Consider the following 291-nt stretch of genomic DNA (forward strand, 5'->3'; position numbering starts at 1 on the left):
TGGACCTGGGCTACATCGCGTTCTACGCGATCGGTGCCTACACGGCCGCGCTGCTCAGTTCGCCGCACCTGTCGACGCAATTCGAGTGGATCGCGGCGCTCGCGCCGCACGGTCTGAACGTGCCGATGTGGATCATCGTGCCGATCGCGATGGCGCTGGCCGCCATGTTCGGGATTCTGCTCGGCGCGCCGACGCTGCGTCTGCGTGGCGACTACCTGGCGATCGTGACCCTCGGCTTCGGGGAAATCGTGCGGATCTTCATGAACAACCTCGACCGTCCGGTAAACATCA

At 64.3% G+C, this 291-nt stretch carries 1 protein-coding gene; it reads left to right on the top strand.

Translation table 11 applies throughout. The features are described from left to right. The coding region (locus VSR82_RS40210) for an ABC transporter permease subunit (protein WP_498858947.1) at positions 1 to 291 on the top strand (291 nt) is incomplete at both ends.

This window comes from Burkholderia sp. JPY481 (assembly GCF_038900515.1).
Classification (GTDB): domain Bacteria; phylum Pseudomonadota; class Gammaproteobacteria; order Burkholderiales; family Burkholderiaceae; genus Paraburkholderia; species Paraburkholderia youngii.